The sequence below is a fragment of the Thermoflexus sp. genome (assembly GCF_025055495.1).
Classification (GTDB): Bacteria; Chloroflexota; Anaerolineae; order Thermoflexales; family Thermoflexaceae; genus Thermoflexus.
The window spans coordinates 1-3,798 of sequence record NZ_JANWXB010000251.1; the positions used below are offsets into that span (position 1 = coordinate 1).

3 protein-coding genes are annotated in these 3,798 nt (G+C 61.8%); 1 reads left to right on the plus strand and 2 read right to left on the minus strand.

Translation table 11 applies throughout. From position 1 onward, the window contains the following. Positions 1-870 (plus strand): hypothetical protein (locus NZM16_RS08200; RefSeq protein ID WP_295479845.1); only part of this gene is annotated, 870 nt, incomplete at its 5' end. Positions 871-1,050: 180 nt separating this feature from the next. Here the strand turns inward: NZM16_RS08200 and NZM16_RS08205 are convergent. Together NZM16_RS08205 and NZM16_RS08210 are read right to left on the minus strand one after the other, a co-directional pair. Beyond that, complete coding sequence (locus NZM16_RS08205) at positions 1,051-2,454, minus strand: aspartate kinase (protein ID WP_295449564.1); 1,404 nt, start codon at positions 2,452-2,454, stop codon at positions 1,051-1,053. Positions 2,455-3,121: 667 nt separating this feature from the next. Continuing rightward, a complete protein-coding gene (locus NZM16_RS08210; protein WP_295479847.1) occupies positions 3,122-3,706 on the minus strand; it encodes a hypothetical protein in 585 nt (194 codons plus the stop codon). Positions 3,707-3,798 lie beyond the last annotated feature (92 nt).

Sequence of the window (3,798 nt, forward strand, 5' to 3'; positions counted from 1 at the left end):
AACCTCCATCAAATTCAATTCAAAGACCAGATAAAGCTTAGGGCGATGGAGACCCGCGAACATTCATGGCTTCCGATCCCGATCACCGTGAGTCTCATCCTTCTCGGATGGGTGATCGCCCGGCTCGTCCCATCCGAAGGCCCAGAGGTTGCTTTTCAGATCCTGGGATCCCCACTGGGGCTTCGTTTCACGCCCGCTTTCTGGATCGGGATCTTCAGCGCGGCCCTGGCGGCCACTGGAACGGAATCCTTGCTCCAGTTCCATCCCCGTTTCCGGGAGGAAGCGCCCTGGCGTCAGATCGGTCGCCTGATCCCTTCAATATGGGTGGCTGTGGGGGGACTGACGTTCACGTTGCAACTTCCGCTCAGCCCCCTCTGGCTGATCGGTCTGGGGCTCGGCGGGGCAGCGCTGACGCTGGCGATGCTGGGCGAGCGCTATCGCTTAGAGACCACTGGGGTTTCGAGGCTGATGACCCCTCTCTTGACCCAGGCCCTGATCTATCTGGTCACCCTAGCAGCCATCGTATGGATCTTTCAGAGCGGGCTCCGGACGCTGGTATTGATGCTGATCAGCGGGATCCTGGCCGCTGGCCTTGCGCTGGCCCGGCTGGTTGAAGCCGAGATCCCAGAGCGTCGGCGATGGCTGTATGTGGCCCTGATCGGATGGAGCATGGCCACGGTTGCAGCTGCTTTCCGCTACTGGACCCTCTCCGCGGTCACCCTGGGGCTGTGGTGGATGATCCTGCTTTATGAGCTGGTGGAGATGAGCCTCTGGCATCTCCAGGGGCGGGTTCTTTCCCCCCGGGTGGCCGTGGAGTTTGGAAGCCTCGGCTTCCTGATCGCCCTTCTCGCCCGGTGGGTGGCGGGCTGAGGGCACCGACGAGCGAAAGGCACCTGGCACCGCACAGGCATGATCTTTTTTCTCCTCCCCGCCTGAAGGGTGACGGGGAGGAGAAAAAGGGAGTTCAGCCCTCTCTATTCCTCCCCTCGCAAACCCAAGAGCGACTCGTTCGTCGGATAGACTCTTAGAAGTTGCGCGCAGTCTATAGAATCACGCGGCAGGCTGTTCATAGAACGCCGCGTGGATTCGTCGAACGGCCTCCTCCGCCTCGCTTTCCGCTACGACCAGGGAGAGGTTATATTCGGAGGAACCCTGGGCAATGGAGAGGATATTGATGCGGCCATTCCCCAGGGCATTGAAGACCCGGGCAGCGATCCCGGGCGTCGCCCGCAGCCCCGCCCCCACGACGGCAATAACGGCCACCCGATCCATCGCCCAGATGTCTTCAATATCCCGTCGGGCCATCTCCCGCTCAAATGCTTTCCGCAACGCTCGAACGACCTGGGCAGCCGCCGGGGAAGGAATGACGAAGCAGATGTTTTGTTCGGAAGAGGACTGGGAGATCATCAGGATGCTGACCCCTAATTCGGCGACGGCCGCGAAGGTCCGCGCTGCCACCCCAGGCACCCCTAACATCCCCCGACCCTCCACGGTGATCAGGCTCAAGTTCTTGATCAGGGTCACCGCCTTCACCTGGCCATTGCCCCGAGGCTCGGGGACAATCCAGGTGCCCGGATGTTGGGGGTTCATGGTGTTGAGGATACGCACTGGAATCCGTCGATCGATGCACGGAAGCAATGTGCGCGGGTGGAGGACCTTCGCACCGAAGTATGCCATCTCGGCCGCCTCGATGTAAGAGAGCTCCGGGATGGTGTGGGCGCCGGGCACGATCTTCGGATCCGCGCTCATCACGCCGTCCACATCCGTCCAGATCCATACCTCCTCCGCATCCAGCGCATAGCCCAGGATGGTGGCAGAGAAGTCGGAGCCGCCGCGTCCCAGGGTGGTCGGCCGGCCTTCAGGGGTAGCGCCAATGAATCCCGTCACCACCGGGAGGACTCCCTGCTCCAAAAGGGGCAACAGGTGTGCCCGAGCGCGCACCCGGGTCTGCTCCAGATCCGGGGAAGCTTCCCCAAAGCGATCATCGGTGACCAAGAACGCATCCGCATCGACGGCGCGGGCCGGGATGCCCCGGGCCCGCAGCACCGCGGCCAGGATGCGGGCGCTCCAGCGCTCGCCCATTCCAGCCACCAGATCCGCCGTAGAGGGGGACAGCTCCCTCAAGGCGGCTACTGCCTGGAGAACGGTTTCCACCCGCTCGAATCCCTCCTGGAGATCCACCTCCAGGGCTCGGGCTTCCTCTCCCGGCAGCGACAGCGCCTGAACGGTATCCTGATGTCGATTCCGAAGGGCGGCCAGCGCCGGGATCCAATCGGGCTCTCCCCGAGCGGCCAGATGGCTCATCCGGATGAGCGCGTCCGTCACGCCCGCCATGGCGGAGACCACCACCGCCAGCTGAGGGTCCGAAGCACGATGCAGCGCGATCAGATCTGCCACCCGCTGAAACCGGGCGGCATCCCCTACCGAGGTCCCTCCGAATTTCATCACCCGCATCGTTCCCTCCGCGATCCCAGGATAAAAAGCGACCCCCCGACCGCTTCCGGCCGGGGGGTCGTTTCCTTGCGTAGAGTGTGAACGTGGGCGACCCGAATTAGACCATACGCCGAACATCCCCCCGGCCGTTCCTCCAACCGGTAGTCATCATCCCGGTAGTCGTCATCATCACCAGGGAGATGTTCTGAGACATCCGCTTAGAAACCATATCGCCGCCCATCGCCATCCAGGTTCGGATTTTTCCTAATTTTATCCAGAACAAAAAACATGTCAACTCGCAGCGGCGCAACGCTTTGTCCGGCCTGTAGCCAAGCCCAGCCCCTGGCACGCGTTCTGAATAGGAGCCGAGATTTTTTCTCCCTCTCCCCATAGCCCGAAGGGCGGTGAGAGAAGAAGACCGGGCTATCCCCCTTCATCCGGCAGGCTCCCGACTGCGTAACGCCTGCCCAAATCGGGGATGGATAAAACAGCAGCCACTGCCTGCCGAGAACACCAGAAGTCCCCATCTGGGGCAAGCCGGGCTGCCCTCTAAAACCGGGTATCTGTCCAGGGAAGGCTCACCCGCCATGAGCCGAAGGCCCGAACGGGAAATCCCGGGGCCTGTTCGCCCAGAGTCTGGTATAAGGACGGCGCTTTCGAGCATGAAAGCCACCTCACGTGATCCGGACTATCGCGCTTCCACGCGGAGCGCTACCATCAGGGCAGCCGCCAGCGGAGCGAAGGGCCACCGTTCCCTCCAGGCCCCCCTCTCCACACGAACCTCGCACCGGCGCGAAGGCCACCATATACTCTCCTGGATCCAACGAAAGGAAGCTACCGGGTGTCCATCTGGATCCTGCGCCTCGTATCGACGATCGCCCAAGGTGATCACCTGGAGGGGACGGATCTTCCCGATCGGCCCGAGGAATGGATCCTCGATGGCAACCTCATGGCCCAGAAATCCATGGCTGCGGAATCGCAGGAGCGGGATCCCTGCCGCGTTCTGAATCTCTACCGGTTTCGTCCCCCACCAGTCCCAGGAGCGGACCAGCGAGAACACTGGGAAGCCGGAGGCATCTCTCAACAGGAGCACCAGGGGAGTCATGGGGCGCATTCGGGTCACCTTCAATGCCAGCATCCAGACGGAGGGTCGTTCCTCCACAGCATGACCGAGGATTGCATCCCCCGCATCCCGGATCTCATAACGAGCCAGCGGGTTCAGGGATCCGCTCCAGCGATAGATCCACAGGTGATCCGAATCGAGCAGGCTCATGGAGTCTTCCCCTTCCCCCAACTCTTTTGGATCATATGGAAAGGAATTTTATCATGGAGCTTGTCACAGGTAGTGCTTTGTCCATTTTTCAC